Source organism: Luteimicrobium album, from assembly GCF_030161555.1.
In the GTDB taxonomy this organism is placed as follows: Bacteria; Actinomycetota; Actinomycetes; order Actinomycetales; family Cellulomonadaceae; genus Luteimicrobium; species Luteimicrobium album.
Genome location: NZ_BSUK01000001.1, coordinates 3523345 through 3542061, shown reverse-complemented (window position 1 = coordinate 3542061; position 18717 = coordinate 3523345). Strand labels below are relative to the sequence as shown.

Genomic DNA, 18717 nt, shown 5'->3' with positions numbered 1-18717 from the left:
CTCCTTCTGGTGCTGAGATCGTCGGTTCGGTTGACCACGTCAAGTGTCGCACCGGTGGTCGGGGTCGCCGTCATCGGGTCACGGCGTCGGCGGTCTCGTCGGCGTCGTCCTCGGCGCGGCGGCCGGTCCACCGGTCCTCGCCGACGACGTGCAGGTCGGTCGCCTCGCCGGCGGCCCGCGCCTTGGCGACGAGGTCGGCGTGCGAGGGAGGGTCGGACGGGACGTCCGTCGGGCGGTGCTTGTCGGCCTCGGCGCGCAGCACGGGGACGATGTCCTCGGCGAGGATGTCGATCTGCTCGAGCACGGTCTTGAGCGGCAGGCCCGCGTGGTCGACGAGGAAGAGCTGGCGCTGGTAGTCGCCGACGTCCTCGCGGAAGGCCGCGTAGCGGTCGATGACCTGCTGCGGGCTGCCGACCGTGAGCGGCGTCTCGCGCGTGAAGTCCTCCATCGAGGGGCCGTGCCCGTAGACGGGCGCGTTGTCGAAGTAGGGCCGGAACTCGTCCCAGGCCTTCTGGGAGTCCTTGCGGACGAAGACCTGGCCGCCGAGCCCGACGATCGCCTGGTCGGCGCGGCCGTGGCCGTAGTGCTCGAAGCGCTGGCGGTAGAAGGCCACCATCTGCTTGGTGTGCTCCATGGGCCAGAAGATGTTGTTGTGCAGGAAGCCGTCCCCGTAGTAGGCGGCCTGCTCGGCGATCTCGGGGAGCGGATCGAGCCGTGCCACACGAACGGGGGACGCCGTCGAGCGGGCGCGGGGTGGACGTGAAGCCCTGCAACGGGGTGCGGAACTTGCCCTGCCAGTCGACGACGTCCTCCGTCCACAGGCGGCGGACCAAGGCGTAGTTCTCGATCGCGAGGTTGATGCCCTGGCGGATGTCCTGCCCGAACCACGGGTAGACGGGGCCGGTGTTGCCGCGGCCGAGCATGAGGTCCATGCGGCCGTCGGAGATCACCTGGAGCATCGCGTACTCCTCGGCGATGCGGACCGGGTCGTTGGTGGTGATGAGGGTCGTGGCGGTCGAGAGCGTGATGTTCTTCGTGACCCCGGCGAGGTAGCCGAGCATGGTCGTGGGGGAGGACGCGACGAACGGCGGGTTGTGGTGCTCGCCGGTCGCGAAGACGTCGAGCCCGGCCTCGTCGGCGTGCTGGGCGATGGTGAGGATGTTGCGCACGCGCTCGGTGTCGTCGGGGGTGCGCCCGGTGGTCGGGTCGGTGGTCACGTCGCTGACCGTGAAGATGCCGTACTGCATGCTGCGCTCCCGCTGCCTGGGTCCGTCTGGTTCATGCGTTTGCATGTATCGACCGCCTCAACGGGTCACAGGCAGCCGGTATTCCCCACTCTCGCGCCCGCCTCCCGGCCTCGCGCGCCAGGCCGTCCTACGCTCGGAGGCATGGCGCGCTACTTCGACGTCCACCCCGTCAACCCGCAGCCACGCTCGATCGAGCAGGTCGCGCAGCTCGTCCGGGAGGACGACCTCATCGTCTACCCGACCGACTCGTGCTACGCGCTCGGCTGCCGGCTGGGCAGCCGCACCGGCCCCGAACGCATCAGGCGGCTCCGGCACCTCGACGCGCGGCACGACTTCACGCTCGTGTGCGCGGACTTCGCCCAGCTCGGGCAGTTCGTCATCGTCGACAACGCGGCGTTCCGGTCCATCCGGGCCGCGACCCCCGGGCCGTACACGTTCATCCTCAAGGCCACCGGCGAGGTCCCGCGGCGCCTGGCCCATCCCAAGAAGCGCACCGTCGGGGTGCGGATCCCGGACAACCCCGTCGCGCTCGCGATCGTCCGGGCGCTCGGGGAACCGATCGTGTCCTCCACGCTCCTGCTGCCCGGGCACGAGGACCCGCTCACCGACGGCTGGCAGATCAAGGAGGAGCTCGACCACGTGGTCGACGCCGTCGTCGACGGCGGGGACTGCGGCACGGAGCCCACGACCGTCGTCGACCTGTCGTCGGGCGTCCCGGAGGTCGTCCGCGTCGGTGCCGGCGACCCGGCGCCGTTCGAGGGCTGAGCCGTCGGCGCCGGGCGCTTCGGCCGATCCGTCACGGCTCGCCGCGCGCCCTTCTCCGCCGCGTTCGCAGCCGAGCGCTCGGTGCGCCTGTCCTCGGTCGACAGGTCGCCGCCCGCGTTCTCCAGGTGCGCCCGGACGAACCAGTGGAACTGCTCGAGCGAGTGCAGGTGCCCGATCAGCATGTCGTTCGTGACGTCGTCGACGCCCGCGGTGTCCTCGGCGGCCTGGCGGTGCGCGGAGATCACGCCCTGGTACACCTCGTCCAGCGCACCCAGGTGCGCGATGGCGGACGCGCGGCCCAGCGAGTAGTCCTCCCACGTCCGGCCCGCGACGATCGCACCCGGCGTGCCCAGGGGCGACGAGCCGAGCGTGGCGATGCGCTCCGCCGTCTCGTCGACCATCGCCCGGACCTCCTCGACCTGCGGGTCGATCATCTCGTGCACCGCGATGAAGTGGGGTCCGGTCACGTTCCAGTGCACGTGCTTGAGCGTGAGGGCGAGGTCGTTCAGGGAGTTCAGCCGGTCCTGGAGGATCGCCGCGACCTTCTGCCCGTCCTCGAGGGACATGCCGGGGACGGTGTAGTGCGGGGTGGGCTTCTGCGCTGCCATCCTGAGACCTCCTACGAGCGCGGCGCGGCTCTCGTGCCGCCGCCTCCACCGTCGCGCGCGAGCAGGTCCTTCGCACGTCGGCGAGGCCGCGCTCACCCCGCCGCGCGGCGGGCGTCCGCGAGCGTGAGCGGGGCCTCGAGCAGCGTCAGCTCCTCGCGCGCCCAGAACGCCCCCGTCCGACGGCGCTCCTCGCGGCTCGTGTAGCGGTACCGGTACAGCACGGCGCGGACGGCGACCGGACGCTCACCGTGGAAGGGGTCGCGGCGCAGCAGGGCGAGCGTCGGGCGGTCGGCCTCGAGCAGGCGCAGCAGGAAGACGTCGAACCACGAGCCGCCCCACGGGTCCCGGTACCCGCGCAGCGCGAGGAACCACATGAGCCAGTCGAGCCGGAGGTGGTAGGGCGCGACCTGGGGCGGACGCCGCCGCACGTCACCCGGCTTGCCCCGGAACTCGTACGCCGCCCAGCGGGGCTCACACTCGTCGCACGTCTCGCGCGTCCCCTCGACGACGACCTCGAACCGGTCCTTCGTGACCGACCCGAACGCCCCGTACGCGTTGACGAGCCGGTAGCGGTCGAAGCTCGCGTTCATGAGCTGGTGGCGCGAGAGCAGGTTGAGCAGCGGCCGCCAGCTCTTGACCAGCAGCACCACCGCCGCGAGGCCGACCACCACCGCGAAGGCGACGGGGACGTCGTCGGGCGGACGGGAGCCCACGGCGACCGCGTCGTCGTCGGGCACCCAGGGGAGCACCCGGGCCCAGACGCCGTCGCTCACGACGCCCACGGCGAGGACGATCGCCGCCCAGTTGAGCCACGAGAAGTTCCCCGTCGCCACGAGCCAGAGCTGGGTCAGGACCATGACCCCGGCCCCGATCGAGGACACGGGCTGCGGCGCCACGAGCAGCACGGGGGCTCCGAGCTGGGCCACGTGGTTCCCGACCACCTCGAGCCGGTGCCACCACGCCGGCAGGTGGTGTGCCCACCACGACAGCGGCCCGGGCATGGGCTGCGTCTCCTGGTGGTAGTACAGGGCCGTCAGGTCGCGCCAGGCACGGTCGCCGCGCAGTTTGATCAGGCCCGCCCCGAACTCGAGCCGGAACAGCAGCCACCGCGACAGCCCCAGCACGACCACCGGCACCGCCACGCGTGTCGAGCCCAGGAACGCCGTGAGGAACAGCGCCTCGCACAGCAAGGACTCCCAGCCGAACGCGTAGAACGTCTGCCCGACGTTCACGATCGACAGGTACAGCGCCCACAGCAGCAGGAAGACGACCGTCACGACCCACCACGGCCCGGCCTGCGCCAGCCCGACGACGACGCTCACCGCGAGCGCCACGCCGACCCAGGCGTAGACGCGGAACAGGCGGTCGGAGTACCGCCACCGCAGCAGGGAGGGTGCGCGCCGCCACGACGTCCGGGCGACGAACCTGGGCACGGGTTCGAGCCCGTGCTCGCCGAGCAGCGCGGGGAACTGGGCCAAGGCGGACGCGAGCGCGACGACGGTCAGCGCCGCGAACCCCGGAGCAAGACCTCGCGGGCGACGTCGTACCCGTCGGTGCCGAACCAGGCGGCCCAGTCCATGACTCCACGCTATGCCGCCGGCCCGCCCGGGGAGATGTCAGGGCTGGCGGGCCTCGGCGGGCACCGGGTTCGCGTGCCAGACACGGTCCAGGTAGTCGCGGATCGACCGGTCGGAGCTGAAGAAGCCGGAGCGGGCGACGTTGAGGATCGCGGCCCGGGACCAGGCGTCCGGGTCGGCGTACGCGGCCTCGACCCGGGCCTGCGCGTCGAGGTAGGCGCGGTAGTCCGCGAGCACGAGGAACCGGTCCTTCCACAGGAGGTCGGACACGATCGGCTCGAACACGGCCCGGTCTCCGCCCGAGAACGCGCCCGATGCGATGAGGTCGATGGCCCCCGCAGGTCGGCGTCGGCCTCGTAGTAGGACCCGGGGTCGTAGCCCGCGTCCTGCACGGCCTGGGCCTCGGGCTCGGTGAGGCCGAACAGGAAGAAGTTGTCGTCGCCGACGAGGTCGCGGATCTCGACGTTCGCGCCGTCGAGCGTGCCGATGGTGAGCGCGCCGTTGAGGGCGAGCTTCATGTTGCCCGTGCCGGACGCCTCCTTGCCGGCGAGCGAGATCTGCTCCGACAGGTCGGCCGCGGGGATGAGCTTCTCGGCGAGCGTGACGTTGTAGTTGGCGGGGAACGCGACGCGCAGGCGGCCCTGGAGCTCGGGTGCGGCGTCGACGGCGGCGCCCACCGCGTTGACGAGCGCGATGATCTCCTTGGCCATCTTGTAGCCGGGTGCGGCCTTCGCCCCGAAGACGACGACGCGGGGCGTGATGTCCTCGGCGCGCAGCTCTCCGCGCAGCACCTGGTCGTAGAGCGTGACGACGTGCAGGACCTTGAGCATCTGGCGCTTGTACTCGTGCAGCCGCTTGATCATGACGTCGAACATCGCGTCGGGGCTGACGGCGATGCCGTCCCGCGCGTCGAGCAGCCCCGCGAGCCGACGCTTGTTCGCGGCCTTGACGTCGCGGAAGCGTTCGCGGAACGCGGGGTCGTCGGCGAACGGCTCGAGGCCGCGGAGCTGGTCGAGGTCGCGAACCCAGCCGTCGCCGATCGCGTCGTCGACCAGGGCGGACAGCCCCGGGTTGGCGAGGCGCACGAACCGGCGGGGCGTCACCCCGTTGGTGACGTTCGTGAAGCGTTCGGGCCACAGCTGCGAGAAGTCGTGCAGGACGACGTCGCGCAGGAGCTGGCTGTGCAGCTCGGCGACGCCGTTGACGCGCGACGACCCGACGGTGGCCAGGAACGCCATCCGGACGGCCCGCTCGGGGTTCTCCTGGATGATCGACATCCGCCGGACCTGGAGCTCGCTCGCCCCTTGGTCGCGCAGGCCGTCGAGGAACTCCTCGTTGATCCGGTAGATGATCTCGAGGTGCCGCGGGAGGAGGCGGCCGAGCAGCTCGACGGACCACACCTCGAGCGCCTCGGGCAGCAGCGTGTGGCACGTGTAGTTGAAGGTGCGGCGCGTGATGTCCCACGCCCGGTCCCAGGCGAGGCCGTGGTCGTCGACGAGGATCCGCATGAGCTCGGGGATCCCGATCACGGGGTGCGTGTCGTTGAGCTGGAACGCGACGCGGTCGGGGATCGCGTCCCACTCCTCGTCGTCGACGACGCGGTCGAGGAGGTCCCGCAGCGACGCCGCGACGAAGAAGTACTGCTGCTGCAGGCGCAGCTCCTTGCCCTGCGGCGTCGAGTCCTCGGGGTAGAGGACCTTGGAGATGTTCTCGGCGTACGTCTGGCCGCGGACGGCGGCCTCGTAGTCCCCGGCGTTGAACGTCTGGAGGTTGAACGCCTTGGTGGCGCGTGCGCTCCACAGGCGCAGGGTGTTGACGTTCCGGGTCCCGTAGCCGGGGACGAGGTAGTTGTAGGGCACGGCCTCGACGGTCCAGCCCGGCACCCAGCGGCGGGGCACGTCCGTGCCGTCCTCGCCCTCGACGTGCCCGCCGAAGCCCACCGTCACGGCCATCTCGGGGTGCGGCAGCTCCCAGGGCGACCCGAGCGCCAGCCAGTCGTCGGCCTGCTCGACCTGTCGCCCGTCGACGAACGTCTGCCGGAAGATCCCGTACTCGTACCGGATGCCGTAGCCCACGGCGGGGATGTCGAGCGTCGCGAGGAGTCGACGAAGCACGCGGCGAGGCGGCCGAGACCGCCGTTGCCGAGGCCGGGCTCGACCTCCTGCTCGACGACGTCGTCGAACGACACGTCGAGCGAGGCGAGGGCCTCGCGCGCCACGTCGGTCAGGCCGGTCGCGAGGAGCGCGTTCTCGAGCTGGCGCCCGAGCAGGTACTCGGCCGACAGGTAGGCCACGACCTTGGAGCGGCGGGGGAGCTGGGTCGCGAGGGTGTCGAACCACCCGTCGACGAGGTGGCGCCGGACGGTGCGTCCGAGCGCCTGGTAGAGGTCGGTGGGGAGGCCGTGCGCAGGCTCACGCCCTGCTCGTGGAGCAGCTGGTCGCGGAACTCGGCGGCGAAGGTCTCGGCGGACGGGAGCGCTGGCGTGCTGGTCACGGTCCTACCGTAGCGAGACCTGCCGCGACCCGCCGAGGGTCCGCCCCTACGATCGGTCCCATGGACGGACCCTCAGGCCTCGACCTCGCCCGGGACAAGATGCGCGACGCCGGGGTGCCCGACGTCGCGATCAAGGTCTTCGAGCACGGCTACCACCTGCTCGAGGAGGGCGCGACCGGGATCCTCCCGGAGTCCGACGTCGAGCCGCTCACGGACGTCGCCCACGCCGAGGACCTCGATGCCGAGGGTGACGACGACGCCCGCGAGGCGCTCGGCCGGACGGCGCTGATCAAGCTCAACGGCGGCCTGGGCACGTCGATGGGGATGGACCGGGCGAAGTCGCTGCTCCCCGTGCGCGGCGACCTGACGTTCCTGGACGTGATCGCACGCCAGGTCCTGGCGGCGCGCGAGACGTACGGCGTCCGGCTCCCGCTCGTCCTCATGAACAGCTTCCGGACCCGCGACGACAGCCTCGCAGCCCTCGAGCGGTACCCGGACCTCGCCGTCGACGGCGTGCCCCAGGACTTCCTGCAGAACCGCGAGCCCAAGCTGCTCGCGGACGACCTGACGCCGGTGGAGTGGCGCGCCGACCCCGAGCTCGAGTGGTGCCCGCCGGGACACGGCGACCTCTACACGGCCCTGCAGACGTCGGGCGTCCTCGAGGCGCTGCGTGCCGCCGGCTTCCGCTATGCCGCGGTGTCCAACGCCGACAACCTGGGCTCCGCGCCGTCGGCGGCGATGGCGGGCTGGTTCGCGTCGACGGGTGCCGGTTTCGGCGCCGAGGTGGCGCGCCGCACGCCGGCCGACCGCAAGGAGGTCACCTCGTGGTGCGGGCGTCGGACCACCGGATCGTCCTGCGCGAGACGTCCCAGGTTGCGGACGACGACAAGGACGCTGCGACCGACATCGGCCGGCACCAGTACTTCAACACGAACAACCTCTGGCTCGACCTCGACCGGCTCGCCGCGCTCCTCGACGAGCACGACGGCGTCCTCCCGCTCCCGCTGATCCGCAACGAGAAGACCGTGGACCCGGCCGACGCCTCGTCGCCGCGCGTCGTGCAGATCGAGACGGCGATGGGTGCGGCGATCGAGCTGTTCGAGGACGCCGCGGTGATCGAGGTCGGGCGCGAGCGCTTCCTCCCGGTGAAGACGACGGACGACCTCCTGCGGTTGCGCTCGGACGTCTACGAGCTGGGCGACGACGGCACGGTCCGCGCGACCGTCCCGGAGCCGGAGATCACGCTCGACCCCGACCACTTCCGCACGGTCGGGACGTTCGACGCGCACTTCCCGCACGGCGTCCCGTCGCTGGTGCTCGCCGAGTCCCTGACGGTCGAGGGGGACTGGACGTTCGGCGCGCAGGTGTCCGTCGTCGGGCACGCGCACCTCGCCGCACCCGACGACGGCGCCCCGGCAGCCGTGCCCGACGACGCCACCGTCGGGGGCGAGGGCGTCGTCGAGCCCGAGGCCAAGCGGGACGTCCCCGTCGACCTGTCGGACCTCGACGACGAGGTCGCGGAGCCCTGACGTGGACCCCGAGGGCGCGGCCCGGTGGGACGCGTACGCAGACGAGTTCGACCGGCAGCCCGACCACGGCCTGACCGACCCGGTCGTGCGTGAGGCGTGGCGCTCGCTCCTGCGGTCCCTGCTCCCGCCCCCGCCGGCGACGGTCGTGGACCTCGGGTGCGGGACCGGTTCGCTGTCGTGCCTCCTCGCGGGGGACGGGTTCGAGGTCGAGGGCGTCGACTTCTCGGAAGAGATGCTCGCGAAGGCGCGCGCGAAGGCCGACCGTCTCGGGGTCCGCGCGACGTTCCGCCGGGGCGACGCGGCGGACCCGCCCGGCCGCGGCCCCTTCGACGTGGTGCTCGTCCGCCACGTCCTGTGGGTCTTGCCGGACCCCGAGGTCGCGCTGGACCGGTGGGTCTCGCTCCTGGGCCCGGGCGGCCGTCTCGTGCTCGTGGAGGGCCGTTGGGACACCGGCGCCGGTCTGTCCGGCACGTGGACCGAGGCCGCCGTCCGGCGCCGAACCGACAGCGTCCGGTTCCGCCGCCTGGACGACCCGGCGCTCTGGGGCGGACCGATCACGGACGAGCGCTACGCCGTCGTGGGCGAGACCGCGGGCGCCGGGGCCTGACGGAGCCCGGTGGAGCGGCCGACCGCCCGCCTACCAGACGGCCCCGTCGGGCAGGTCGGCCAGGCCGGGGGCCGAGAGGTGCAGCACCTCGTAGCGCTCGGTCGCGTCGTCGTCCCGGGCGGACGTGTCCGCCCACAGCACGAACCGGAGCAGCTGCCAGTGGTGGGTGTCGACGGCGAGCGCGGCCGTGTGCACGCCGTCGCGGCGGGCGAGCTGCCGGAGCTGCTCGGTCTCGCGCTCGACCAGGGCCGAGAGCCCCAGACCTGTCCGCTCCGGGTCCGGGTCGACCGGCGCCGGGGTGAGACGGCGCGAGGCCGTCGCCGGCGCCGTCGCACGGCCGGGGCCGGCGAAGCACGCGACGCCGACCCACTGCCGTGCCGTCGGGCGGCCGAAGTCCCGCACGATGTTCTGGAACCCGCCGCCCCCGAGCAGGAAGCGAGCCATCTGGCCCGTGTCGTTCCACAGGTAGAAGGGCGCGTACTGGTTGACCGGCGAGCCGGTCACGCCGCGCTCCCGGATCACGTACGCCTTGAGACCCAGCCCGGCTCGGTCGTCGAGGACGTGACCGCCGACGGCGACGCGTGTCCGGATGATCTGCATGTCGTAGTCGGCGGGCAGGGTGATCTCGTACTGGCTCGCGTGCACGGTGACGCTGCCTTTCTCGGTATGCCGTCAGGAGTCGGACGGGTGGGCGGAGTACTCGGTCGCGGTGACCGGGGCGCCCGGCTCGGCCTCGGTCCCGTCGTCCGCGACCTCCTGGACGGCCAGGTGGGTCCGGGGTGCGGACGACGCGCATGCGGCGCCCCTACGCGGCAGGGTCGACGACGCGCGCGGCCAGGAGCCCGAGGACTCCGGTCACCGCCTGGTCGAACGGCTCCACGGAGCCGGCGGCGCGGGCGAGGACGTAGCCGCCCTGGAGGACCGCGACGACCGTGGCGGCGGTCTCCCGCGCGTCCAGGGCCGGGTCGAGCTCGCCTCGCGCGACCCCCTCGGCCAGGACCTGGGAGAGGCGCTCGCGCAGCCAGCCCAGCGTCTCCTCGACGGGTTCCCGCAGCGTCGGGGAGGCCATGACGTCGGGGTCCTGCGTGAGCCGACCGATGGGGCAGCCCTTGAGGACGTCCCGCTCGCGGCGCAGGTAGGCGGTCACGCGGTCGACGGCGGCCCCCGGTGCGCTGAGCTGCGCCTCGGCCTGGGCGCGCATCTCGTCCGCGGTGCGGCGGATCGCGGCGAGCGCGAGGTCCGGCTTGCCGGTGAAGTGGTGGTACATCGAACCCTGCCCGGCACCCGCCCGCTGCTGGATCGCCTTGGGGCTGGTACCGGTGTAGCCGCGTTCCCACAGCAGCTCGCGGGTGCTCTCGACGAGGCGGTCGGCGGTGGTCATGCAATCAGTGTACATACTCGTAGGTACAGGGACGAGAACAGTGCTGGGAGACGGCGAAGGGCCGTGGTGGTCACCCGACCACCACGGCCCTTCGCCTGGCTACGTCCGGCCCGAGGACCGCGTCGCTCAGTCCGCCTGACGCGGGGAGCGGCGATGCCGCCCGGTGCGGCGTCGCCTGCGGGCGAGCCGTCGGTGGTCGCACCCACGGTGACGTTCTCGGGAACGGCGGCGGCCTCACCCTCGACGAGCTCGGTCTCGCCACCGGCCTTCGGCGCCGCGACGGCCTCGCCGCGCGCGACCATGCCGGCGGTCTCCGACAGCTTGAGCTGCGGGAGGAAGAACGCCATCACGAGCGCGAGGACGCCGATCGGCACGAGGTACCAGAACGTCGGCGCGAGCGCGTCCACGTAGGCGTTGAGCACGCCCGAGTGGATGGGCTCGGGGAGCTGCTTGACGACGTCCGGCGTCAGCGAGTCGGCGCCGCCGCCCTGCGCGGCACCACCGGCCTGCGCGAAGACGTCACCGAGACGCTCGGACAGGCGCGACGTGAAGATCGTGCCGACGACGGCGATGCCGAGCGTGGCACCGATCTCGCGGAAGTACGAGTTGGCGCTCGTCGCGACGCCGATCTCGTGCGGGTCGACCGAGTTCTGCACCGCCAGGATGATGTTCTGCATCACCAGGCCGATGCCGAGGCCGAACACGAAGATCATCGCGCCGAAGACGAACAGGCTCGTGTCGACGGCCAACGTGGTGAGCCACGCGAGGTCCGCCGCGGCGATCGCCAGGCCGACGATCGGGTACATCCGGTACTTGCCGCGCTTGGCGATCAGGGCACCGGACACGATCGCGGCGCCCATCATGCCGACCATCATCGGGATGAGGAGCAGGCCGGACGCCGTGACGCCCTCGCCCTTGACGATCTGCAGGTAGGTCGGCAGGAACTGGATCGCGGCGAACATGCCCGCGCCGATCACGAAGCCGATCGCGGTCGTGAGCGTGAACGTGCTGTTCTTGAACAGGCGCAGTGGAAGGATCGGGTCCTCCGCACGGAGCTCCACCATGACGAACGTGACGGCGAGCACGACGGTGGCGACGACGGTGCCGAGCAGGCCCGGCGAGCCCCAGTCGTAGCCCTTCTCGTTCGCGAGGCTCGGCCAGGACGCCGCGACGATGATGCCCGTGGTCGCGAGCGCCATGGTCACGGTGCCGAGCCAGTCGACGTGCTTGCTCGCGTGGTGCGAGGAGGCGCAGGGCCTTGAAGGCCACGATGAACGCGATGATGCCGATCGGGACGTTGATCCAGAAGCACCAGCGCCAGCCGGGGCCCTCGGTGAACCAGCCGCCGAGCAGCGGGCCGGCGACGGCCGCGAGGCCGAAGATGCCGCCCATGGGGCCCATGTACTTGCCGCGGTCCTTCGCGGGGACGATGTCGGCGATGATCGCCATCGCGAGGATGGCGAGGCCGCCGCCGCCCACGCCCTGGAGGCCGCGGAAGAACACGAGCTCGCCGAACGACGTCGACATGCCGGCGCCCGCGGACGCCACGGTGAAGACGCCGATCGCGATCAGGAAGAGCCAGCGGCGGCCCCAGACGTCACCGAACTTGCCGTAGAGCGGCATGACGATCGACATCGCGAGCAGGTAGGCGGTGGCGAGCCAGGCCTGGTGCTCGACGCCGTGCAACTCGCCGACGATCGTCGGCATGGCCGTCGAGACGATCATCTGGTCGAGCGAGGACAGGAACATCCCGGCGATGAGGGCGGAGAAGATGACCCAGATCGTGCGCTGGGTGAGCACGACCACGGGACCGGCGGGTTCGGGTGGGCCGCCGGCGGCCGCCTGAGCGGGCGGCGCGGACTCGGTCGAGGAGGACAACGTGACTCCAGGGGTTGCGGGGGCGGGGGTTCGGGGGCGTTGCACCGGGTGGACCCGGCACGACGCGTCGACTCATCGGTTTGGCCGCGGTCGAGGTTCGGGGATTCAGTTCGTGCCGCCGTGGCGGCGGACCGTCAGGACGCGAACAGCCGGCGGAGCTGGCTGACGGCGACGGGGAGGTGGTCGGCGAGCTCGCCCCGCTCACCGCTGACGCTCCAGAGCTGGTGCGTGAGCCGGACGAGCGAGACCACGAGGAACGCTCCGACCTCGCCGTCGAGCGGCTGGTCGTCGACGTCCCGTTCGCCTCGTCGTCGGAAGAGGTCCGCGGTCGCGGTCATGGTCTGCTCGAAGCGCCAGAGCTGGCGGGCGAGGAGGCGGGGCTCGCCGCGGACGAGCTCGCCCTTGTGGTGGACCTCGTCGTGCCGGAAGTCGTGCGCGGCGAGCACGGTACCCACGAGCGTCACGAGGTCGTCCAGGAGAATTCCGGTGGGGCCGCCCGCGGCGAAGAGCTCGCCGGCCGACGGGTCGACGGCGTCCTCGCTCCAGCCGAGCGCGGCGTCCTCCTTGGTGTCGAAGTAGTTGAAGAACGTGCGCCGGGCGACGCCGGCGCGCTCGCAGATGTCCTCGATCGTGGCCCCGTCGAGGCCTCGTTCGCCGACGAGCTCCTGCGCGGACGCGATGAGCGCACGGCGGGTCGCGCGCTTCTTGCGTTCGCGCGTCCCGAGGGCGGGGGCCTCGGTGGGCGACGCGGGCTCGACGAGCTCGGCAGCGGCGGGGGACATGTCTCAATTCTTGCACCCGGTGCATGCGTGCACCGGGTGCAATTCCCTCGGCGAGCGGTGACCTTCGTCACACGCGACGAGCGGGGCTCGTCGTCAGGCGACGAGGGATGCGGCGTGGACGCCGGCGACCGCGGCGGCCACGAACGACGACGGGTCGCCGTCGAGCGCGCGGCCCATGGTCGACAGGCCGACGGGCGTCGCGCCCAGCGCGGCGAGGAGCGAGGTGTCGGCGGGGACGTCGACGAGCCGGTGCCCGGCGGGGAGTTCGCGAGCGCCGCCGCCTGCTCGCGCACGCGCTCGGGCAGCCCGGCGGGCCAGGCGGCGGCGACGTCGTCGTCGGGCACGGGGACCGGGACGTCCGCGGGGGCGAGCGCGACCCGCCCATAGGCGGTCAGGGAGTGGTGGGAGACGCCGCGGTGCCGGTCGCGGGCGTCGGCGCCCGAGACGCGCAGCGAGGCGACGGCCCGGCCGCCGAGCGTGGCGGCGGCGTTGACGGCCTCGCCTGCGGCGACGCCGGAGAACCCCCACCGGGTGCCGGTGCCGAGGTTCCCGGGTCCCTGCGCGACGACGACGAGGTCCGCGTCCGCGACGTGGCGGGCCGCGAGCAGGCCGGTGTGCACGGTGACGGCCTCGAGGTCGCCGCCGAAGGCCTGCCCGACCGTGACGCACGCGTCGAGCCAGCCCGCCTCGCGCAGCCCGGCGACGGTCCGGGAGAAGGCCGCGGGCAGCGCGCCGCCGTCGGTCATGACGTAGACGGCGCGCGGAGGACGGCGGCCGGCCTGCGCCGCGGCGTGCCGCGCCCCGGCGAGGACGGCGGGCAGGGCGGAGTGCAGGTCGGCGACGACGACGGGCAGCCCGTCCAGGTCGTCGGCGTCGCGCAGGAGGTCGTGGTGCGGCGACTCCTGCTCGTCGACGCCGAGGACGAGGGTCTGCAGCGGCGTGTACCGGGCCTTGACGAGGTGGCCGGGGCCGGGCGGCGGGTCTGCGGGGAGGTCGTCGGCGGGGGCGACGACGAGCGCGTACCCACCCGTCCCGAGGCCGCGGCGCAGCGCGCCGACGTTGAGCAGGACCCGGGAGCCGGGCGCCGGCTCACCCACCAGACGCGTGTACGCGAGCGTCCGGACGTCCCCCTGGACGACGTCGTCGGCGGCCTCCCGAGGGTCGTCCCCGGTCAGCCGGACCGTCATCTCGAGCGCGCCGGGCCAGCTCCGCCCGTGCGACACCACCGTCCCGGAGCGCCACGTGATCACACGGCAACGCTACAGGCCACTACCGTGGTGCCGATGCCCTCTCAGATCCCGCCGGCCGAACGCCTGCTCAACCTTGTGATCGCGCTCGTCAACGCGCCGTCGTCGATGAGCAAGCAGCAGGTGCGCGCCTCCGTGGCCGGGTACGGCGACGCGCCGTCGCCCGACGCGTTCGAGCGCATGTTCGAGCGCGACAAGGACACGTTGCGCGAGCTCGGTATCCCTGTGCTGACGGTGGACGCGGGCGGACACAGCGACGACGTCGGGTACCGGGTCGACCTCGACGCGTACACCCTGGCGCCTGTGGACCTGACGTCGGCCGAGCTGGGTGTGCTGTCTTTGGCGGCGCAGTTCTGGCAGGACAAGACCCTGCGCACGGACACCGCGCGGGCGCTGACGAAGCTGCGGGCCGCGGGCCGGGGGACCCGGGCGCGGGCGACGCGGGCACGGACGCCGTCGCGGGCCTGACCCCGCGCGTCCGGGCGGCGGGCCGCGCGTTCGGGCCGCTCCTCGACGCGATCCAGGACCACCGGCCCGTGCGGTTCACGTACCGGGCGGCGTCCACGGGCGAGGTGCGCGAGCGCGAGGTCGAGCCGTGGCGGCTGGCCGCGCGACGCGGCGGCTGGTACGTGCTCGGACGGGACCGGGACCGGCGGGCGCCCCGCGCGTTCCGGCTGAGCCGGATCGAGGGGAACGTGCGGGCGAGCGGCGCCGCGGGGTCGTTCGAGCCGCCGGCCGAGGTGGACGTGGACGCGTTCCTGTCGGGGCGCGGCGGGCAGGAGCGCGTCGCGCTCCTCGCGGTCGTGCCGGAGCGCGCGGGGGCCGTGCGCGCCCGCGCCGTCCGACCGGACCGGGCGTCGGACGACTCGCCGCAGGACCCGGTGGCCGACGGGCGCGACGTCCTGCACGTCCCGTTCACGAGCCTCGGCGGCTTCGCGTCGGAGCTCGCGGGGTACGCGGACGCGGTGGTGGTGCTCGACCCGCGGGACCTGAGGGAGGCCGTCGTGGCGCGGTTGCGCACGGCGGCCGGTCTCGACGCGGCGTCGGAGAGCGAGCAGCACGGCGGAGCGGGGGTGGACCGTGGCTGAACGGGCCGACGAGCGCCTCGTGCGCCTGCTAGGGATGGTCGCGTACCTCGACGCGGCGGGCGCGGTGACGGTCGACGAGCTGGCGGAGCGCTTCGGCGTCTCGCCGCAGCAGGTGCTCCTGGACGTCGACGCGCTGTGGGTCTCGGGGACGCCGGGCTACTGGCCCGACGACCTCCTCGACTTCGACGCGGGCGCCCTCGAGCGGGGTGTCGTGCGGCTGGTCGAGGCCCGCGGGATGACCCGGCCGCTGCGGCTGGGCACGCGCGAGGCCGTGGCGCTCGTCGCGGCCCTGCGCGCGCTGCGCTCCGCGGTCGCGACCGTCGGGCCCGCGGGGCGGTCCGTCGTCGACTCGGCCCTGGAGAAGCTCACCGACGCGACGGGCGAGGCCGCGGCCGCCGTCGACGTCGAGCTGGCCCTCGAGGGCGACCCGGCCGTGGCCGCGACCGTGCGGGACGCGCTCGTGCGCGGTCGCCGTCTGCGGATCCGGTACGTGACCGCGGCGGACGTCTCGAGCGAGCGCGACGTCGACCCGCTGCGGCTCGTCACCGAGGACGAGCACTCCTACCTCCTCGCCTGGTGCTACCGCTCGAACGACCAGCGCACGTTCCGGCTCGACCGGATCCTCGAGGCCCGCGTCCTCGACGAGCCGACCCGACCGCACGACGACGCCCGCGGCGTCGAGCGGGTCGCGTTCGTCCCGGACGACTCGGCCGAGCTCGTGACGATCGTCTTCGACTCCCAGGCCCGCTGGGTCGCCGAGGAGGTGCCGGTCGAGTCCGTCCGCAACCGCGACGACGGGACCTTCGAGGTGACGCTGCGCGTCGCCGACCCCGTCTGGTTGCGCCACCTGCTCCTCCAGCAGGCGCGGCACGTGCGCTCGGTCACCCCGTCGTGGCCCGCGGTCGACGTCGCCGAGTCAGCGCGCGCCGCGCTCGGCGCCTACGCTCGGCTGGGACTGGGCACGAACGACGAGGGTGAGGTGCGGGCATGACCGTGTGGACGCTCGTGTGGTGGGTGCTCGCGCTCGGCGCCGTCGCGACGTTCGTCCTCGTCGGACTGCGCCTGTGGCGCGCCGGGAAGGCCCTGTTCACGGAGCTGACAGCCGCCGGGCGGGCGTTCGAGGACCTGTCGCGCAGCATCGACGCCGCGGTCGCCGCGCAGCAGGCGTCGCAGGCCGAGATCCGCCCCACCCTGTTCGACGACCCCGCCGAGCACCGGGCGCGGCTCCTGACGCTGCGCCTCGAGCGCGAGGACCGCAAGGCGCGACGCCGGGCCTCCCACCGGGCGACCTACGAGCGCTGGGACGCGTTCAACCGCTGAGGCGCCGTGGCGGGCCACGTAGCCCCGGGAGCCCGGGCGGATCGGGCGCGGTGCGCGAGCGGCTAGACTCGACACACCGACCCGTCGCTAGGAGGAGTGGGCGCCATGAAGCCGATTCACTATGTAGTGCTCTTGGTCGTCGTGCTGCTGCTGTTCGGCGCGCGGCGGCTGCCTGATCTCGCGAAGAGCGTCGGCCAGTCGCTCAAGATCTTCAAGAGCGAGGTCAAGGACCTCACCGAGGACTCGAAGTCCGCTACCCCGCAGGCTCCGGCCCAGCCCGCCGCGCTGCCGCCGTCGGCCGAGGCGCCCGCACAGCCCGCCGCGCCGGCCCAGCCGGCGCCCGCGCCCGGGCTGCTGTACGACCGTGAGCCTCACATCGCCTCGGGCACGGACCCTGTCGCGTCCCCGAAGGACGACGCGACGCCGTCGAGCTGACGGTGGCGCGCAGCTCACGCCGCGCCAACCCCGAGGGGCGGATGCCCCTGCTCGCGCACCTGCGTGAGCTGCGCAAGCGTGTCGTGCTGGCGGCTGTCGGCCTCGTGGTCGGTGCCGTCGTGGGGTGGTTCTGCTACAACCCTGTCTTCGAGGCCCTGCAGCGGCCCCTGCTCGACGCCGCGACCGATGCGGGCAAAGACGTCCGCCTGAACTTCACGGGGCTCGCGAGCGCGCTCGACATGCAGATCAAGGTCTCCCTGTTCCTGGGTGTCCTGATCACGAGCCCGTGGTGGCTGTACCAGCTCTGGGCGTTCGTCACGCCGGGACTGACGCGCAAGGAGCGCCGCTACGCCTTCGGCTTCCTCGGCGCAGCGGTCCCGCTGTTCGCAGCGGGCGCGTTCATGGCGTGGCTCATGCTGCCGCGCGCGGTGACGATCCTCACGGACTTCGTACCCGACGGCGCGAGCAACCTCACCGACGCGCAGGGCTACCTGAGCTTCGTGATGCGGCTCATCCTCGCGTTCGGGATCGCGTGCGTCCTGCCCGTGGTGCTGGTCGCGCTGAACTTCGTGGGACTCGTGAGCGCCCGGGCCCTGCTGGCGGGGTGGCGGTGGGCCGTGTTCCTCGTGTTCCTCTTCTCGGCGGTCATGACGCCGACGCCGGACGCGATCACGATGATCATCGTCGCGATCCCGATGTGCCTGCTGTACTTCGCCGCCGTCGGCGTGGCCGCGGTGCACGACCGGCGCGTCGCCCGCGAGCAGGCCGAGCGGCTCGCCGCGTGAGCCCGCGCGTCCTCGGCGTCGTCGTGAACCCGACGGCGGACCGGGGCCACGCCGACCGGGCCGGCGTCCGCACCCTCGCCCGGCTGCGTGAGCACGGGCACGAGGTCCGCGAGCTGTCCGGCGCGAGCTTCGACGACGCCCTGGCCCGCGCCCGCGCCGCCGTCGCGGACGGCCTGGACGCGCTCGTCGTCGTCGGGGGCGACGGCATGGTCCACCTGGGCGCGAACGCGTGCGCCGGTACGGCGACGCCGCTCGGGATCGTGGCCGCCGGGTCGGGCAACGACGACGCCCGCGCGCTGGGTCTGCCCGTCCGGGACGTCGACGGGGCCGTCCGGGTGCTCCTCGACGCGCTCGACGCCGGCCCGCGCGTCGTCGACGCGGCCCGCGTGACCTCGGACGACCCGGACGAGGAGCCGCGCTGGTTCTGCGGCGTGCTGTCGGCCGGGCTCGACGCGGCCGTCAACGCCCGGGCCAACGCGATGCGCCGGCCCCGCGGACGCGCGAAGTACGCGGTCGCCGCCCTGCAGGAGCTGGCCCGGTTCCGACCCTTCGGCTACCGGATCACGATCGAGTCCCGCGCCGAGTCGCACGGCGACGGCACGGTCACGTCCGTCTGGGCGTCGCCCGGGACGCTGGTCGCGGTCGCGAACGGCCCGGCGATCGGCGGCGGCATCCGGATCGCGCCCGACGCGCTCGTCGACGACGGCGACCTCGACCTCGTGCTCGCCGGCCCGCTGTCCCGGCACGGCGCGCTGCGCGTGTTCCCGCTCACCTACGCGGGCAAGCACGTGGGGCACCCGGTGGTCGACGTGCGCCGGGTGGTCCGGGTGCGGCTCGAGCCCACGGACGACGGCGTCCCGCCCCCGCCCGCGTTCGCCGACGGGGAGCTGGTCGGCACGCTGCCGCGCGAGGTCCGCGTCGTCCCGGGGGCGCTGCGCGTCCTGGCGGCGCGTCCCGCCTGAAGGCGGCCCGACG

General features: G+C 73.2%; 15 protein-coding genes and 7 pseudogenes. 11 read left to right on the top strand and 11 right to left on the bottom strand.

All coding sequences use genetic code 11. The annotated features are described in order from the left end of the window. Positions 1-70 precede the first annotated feature (70 nt). Positions 71-1247 (bottom strand): annotated as a pseudogene (locus QQK45_RS18100) (CE1758 family FMN-dependent luciferase-like monooxygenase). A gap of 141 nt (positions 1248-1388) precedes the next feature. On the opposite strand from QQK45_RS18100, the gene QQK45_RS18095 reads away from it, so the two are divergent. Continuing rightward, positions 1389-2012, top strand: coding sequence for an L-threonylcarbamoyladenylate synthase (locus tag QQK45_RS18095; protein ID WP_284294421.1), 624 nt, complete (start codon positions 1389-1391; stop codon positions 2010-2012). A gap of 41 nt (positions 2013-2053) precedes the next feature. Here the strand turns inward: QQK45_RS18095 and QQK45_RS18090 are convergent. The 3 genes and pseudogenes from QQK45_RS18090 to QQK45_RS18080 form a co-directional block, all read right to left on the bottom strand. Next, positions 2054-2620 (bottom strand): annotated as a pseudogene (locus QQK45_RS18090) (Dps family protein); the annotation flags it as partial. 92 nt (positions 2621-2712) lie between these two features. After that, positions 2713-4098 (bottom strand): lipase maturation factor family protein, encoded by a 1386-nt coding sequence (locus QQK45_RS18085; protein ID WP_284294420.1) that lies wholly within the window; start codon positions 4096-4098, stop codon positions 2713-2715. Positions 4099-4236: 138 nt separating this feature from the next. Next, positions 4237-6385: pseudogene (locus tag QQK45_RS18080) on the bottom strand (glycogen/starch/alpha-glucan phosphorylase). A 365-nt stretch (positions 6386-6750) separates the two neighbouring features. On the opposite strand from QQK45_RS18080, the pseudogene QQK45_RS23450 reads away from it, so the two are divergent. Both QQK45_RS23450 and QQK45_RS18070 read left to right on the top strand, forming a co-directional pair. Beyond that, a pseudogene (locus QQK45_RS23450) lies at positions 6751-8144 on the top strand (UTP--glucose-1-phosphate uridylyltransferase); the annotation flags it as partial. A gap of 76 nt (positions 8145-8220) precedes the next feature. Beyond that, positions 8221-8826 (top strand): class I SAM-dependent methyltransferase, encoded by a 606-nt coding sequence (locus QQK45_RS18070; protein WP_284294419.1) that lies wholly within the window; start codon positions 8221-8223, stop codon positions 8824-8826. A gap of 30 nt (positions 8827-8856) precedes the next feature. Here QQK45_RS18070 and QQK45_RS18065 read toward each other — a convergent pair whose 3' ends face one another. From QQK45_RS18065 to QQK45_RS22580, 4 genes and pseudogenes are all read right to left on the bottom strand, one after another. Continuing rightward, a complete protein-coding gene (locus QQK45_RS18065; protein ID WP_284294418.1) occupies positions 8857-9471 on the bottom strand; it encodes a DUF4865 family protein in 615 nt (204 codons plus the stop codon). 160 nt (positions 9472-9631) lie between these two features. Further along, positions 9632-10207, bottom strand: coding sequence for a TetR/AcrR family transcriptional regulator (locus QQK45_RS18060; protein WP_284294417.1), 576 nt, complete (start codon positions 10205-10207; stop codon positions 9632-9634). Next, positions 10204-11406, bottom strand: a complete 1203-nt coding sequence (locus QQK45_RS22585; RefSeq protein ID WP_348525284.1) for an MFS transporter — start codon at positions 11404-11406, stop codon at positions 10204-10206. Before QQK45_RS22585 ends, QQK45_RS18060 begins: the two co-directional genes overlap by 4 nt. 121 nt (positions 11407-11527) lie before the next feature. After that, positions 11528-11914: pseudogene (locus QQK45_RS22580) on the bottom strand (MFS transporter); the annotation flags it as partial. Here QQK45_RS22580 and QQK45_RS22575 point away from each other — a divergent pair. Next, positions 11859-12053 (top strand): hypothetical protein, encoded by a 195-nt coding sequence (locus QQK45_RS22575; RefSeq protein WP_348525283.1) that lies wholly within the window; start codon positions 11859-11861, stop codon positions 12051-12053. The pseudogene QQK45_RS22580 and the gene QQK45_RS22575 overlap by 56 nt on opposite strands. A 166-nt stretch (positions 12054-12219) precedes the next feature. On the opposite strand, the gene QQK45_RS18050 is transcribed toward QQK45_RS22575, so the two are convergent. The 3 genes and pseudogenes from QQK45_RS18050 to QQK45_RS18040 form a co-directional block, all read right to left on the bottom strand. Beyond that, positions 12220-12549: a hypothetical protein gene (locus QQK45_RS18050; RefSeq protein WP_284295153.1), complete on the bottom strand. Its 330-nt coding sequence runs from the start codon at positions 12547-12549 to the stop codon at positions 12220-12222. 153 nt (positions 12550-12702) lie between these two features. Continuing rightward, positions 12703-12867 (bottom strand): annotated as a pseudogene (locus tag QQK45_RS18045) (TetR/AcrR family transcriptional regulator); the annotation flags it as partial. A gap of 93 nt (positions 12868-12960) precedes the next feature. Further along, positions 12961-14117: pseudogene (locus QQK45_RS18040) on the bottom strand (DUF3866 family protein). Between the two features lie 33 nt (positions 14118-14150). Between QQK45_RS18040 and QQK45_RS18035 the strand changes: the two are divergent. From QQK45_RS18035 to QQK45_RS18005, 7 genes are all read left to right on the top strand, one after another. Next, positions 14151-14582, top strand: coding sequence for a helix-turn-helix transcriptional regulator (locus tag QQK45_RS18035; protein WP_284294416.1), 432 nt, complete (start codon positions 14151-14153; stop codon positions 14580-14582). 68 nt (positions 14583-14650) lie between these two features. Then, entirely contained in the window at positions 14651-15202 is a 552-nt protein-coding gene (locus QQK45_RS18030) for a WYL domain-containing protein (RefSeq protein WP_284294415.1), read from the top strand. 19 nt (positions 15203-15221) lie between these two features. Continuing rightward, positions 15222-16193: a helix-turn-helix transcriptional regulator gene (locus tag QQK45_RS18025; protein ID WP_348525282.1), complete on the top strand. Its 972-nt coding sequence runs from the start codon at positions 15222-15224 to the stop codon at positions 16191-16193. Then, positions 16190-16522: a hypothetical protein gene (locus QQK45_RS18020; protein WP_284294413.1), complete on the top strand. Its 333-nt coding sequence runs from the start codon at positions 16190-16192 to the stop codon at positions 16520-16522. Before QQK45_RS18025 ends, QQK45_RS18020 begins: the two co-directional genes overlap by 4 nt. A gap of 105 nt (positions 16523-16627) precedes the next feature. After that, positions 16628-16957 carry a Sec-independent protein translocase subunit TatA gene (gene tatA / locus QQK45_RS18015; RefSeq protein WP_284294412.1) on the top strand — a complete coding sequence of 110 codons (330 nt, stop codon included), beginning with the start codon at positions 16628-16630 and terminating at the stop codon, positions 16955-16957. Positions 16958-16998: 41 nt separating this feature from the next. Further along, a complete protein-coding gene (gene tatC / locus QQK45_RS18010; RefSeq protein WP_284295100.1) occupies positions 16999-17742 on the top strand; it encodes a twin-arginine translocase subunit TatC in 744 nt (247 codons plus the stop codon). Beyond that, on the top strand, positions 17739-18704 hold the full coding sequence (locus QQK45_RS18005; RefSeq protein WP_284294411.1) for a diacylglycerol/lipid kinase family protein: 966 nt from the start codon (positions 17739-17741) through the stop codon (positions 18702-18704). Before tatC ends, QQK45_RS18005 begins: the two co-directional genes overlap by 4 nt. Positions 18705-18717 lie beyond the last annotated feature (13 nt).